Below are 1,490 nucleotides of genomic sequence, written 5' to 3'. Positions count from 1 at the left end.
CGGTTAAGCTACCTACTTCTGGTAAAACCCGCTCCCATGGTGTGACGGGCGGTGTGTACAAGACCCGGGAACGTATTCACCGCGACATGCTGATCCGCGATTACTAGCGATTCCAACTTCATGTAGTCGAGTTGCAGACTACAATCCGGACTACGATACACTTTCTGGGATTAGCTCCCCCTCGCGGGTTGGCGGCCCTCTGTATGTACCATTGTATGACGTGTGAAGCCCTACCCATAAGGGCCATGAGGACTTGACGTCATCCCCACCTTCCTCCGGTTTGTCACCGGCAGTCTCATTAGAGTGCTCTTTCGTAGCAACTAATGACAAGGGTTGCGCTCGTTGCGGGACTTAACCCAACATCTCACGACACGAGCTGACGACAGCCATGCAGCACCTGTGTTACGGTTCTCTTTCGAGCACACCTCGATCTCTCGTGGCTTCCGTACATGTCAAGGGTAGGTAAGGTTTTTCGCGTTGCATCGAATTAATCCACATCATCCACCGCTTGTGCGGGTCCCCGTCAATTCCTTTGAGTTTTAATCTTGCGACCGTACTCCCCAGGCGGTCTACTTCACGCGTTAGCTGCGTTACCAAGTTAATTAAAACCCGACAACTAGTAGACATCGTTTAGGGCGTGGACTACCAGGGTATCTAATCCTGTTTGCTCCCCACGCTTTCGTGCATGAGCGTCAATCTTGACCCAGGGGGCTGCCTTCGCCATCGGTGTTCCTCCACATCTCTACGCATTTCACTGCTACACGTGGAATTCTACCCCCCTCTGCCAGATTCTAGCCTTGCAGTCTCCATCGCAATTCCCAGGTTGAGCCCGGGGATTTCACGACAGACTTACAAAACCGCCTGCGCACGCTTTACGCCCAGTAATTCCGATTAACGCTTGCACCCTACGTATTACCGCGGCTGCTGGCACGTAGTTAGCCGGTGCTTATTCTTCAGGTACCGTCATTAGCAAGGGATATTAGCCCTCACCGTTTCTTCCCTGACAAAAGAGCTTTACAACCCGAAGGCCTTCTTCACTCACGCGGCATTGCTGGATCAGGCTTTCGCCCATTGTCCAAAATTCCCCACTGCTGCCTCCCGTAGGAGTCTGGACCGTGTCTCAGTTCCAGTGTGGCTGGTCGTCCTCTCAGACCAGCTACTGATCGATGCCTTGGTAGGCCTTTACCCCACCAACTAGCTAATCAGATATCGGCCGCTCCAGGAGCATGAGGTTCTTGCGAAGCCCCCACTTTCATCCTTAGATCGTATGCGGTATTAGCGTAACTTTCGCTACGTTATCCCCCACTCCAGGGTACGTTCCGATATATTACTCACCCGTTCGCCACTCGCCGCCAGGTTGCCCCGCGCTGCCGTTCGACTTGCATGTGTAAGGCATGCCGCCAGCGTTCAATCTGAGCCAGGATCAAACTCTTCAGTTCAATCTCTGTTTAATGTCCTTGCGGACAGATCGCTCACTCAAAATACTGACA

Annotated in this window: 1 rRNA gene; it reads right to left on the bottom strand. The window is 52.9% G+C overall.

Annotated features, from left to right (window positions below):
- A 16S ribosomal RNA gene (locus F2P46_RS35750) occupies positions 1 to 1,439 on the bottom strand; the annotation flags it as partial.
- Between the last annotated feature and the right edge of the window lie 51 nt (positions 1,440 to 1,490).

The organism is Massilia sp. CCM 8734, assembly GCF_011682155.1.
In the GTDB taxonomy this organism is placed as follows: Bacteria; Pseudomonadota; Gammaproteobacteria; order Burkholderiales; family Burkholderiaceae_D; genus Telluria_A; species Telluria_A rubra.
The sequence above is the reverse complement of the archived record's forward strand: the minus strand, read 5'-3'. Positions and strand labels throughout refer to the sequence as shown.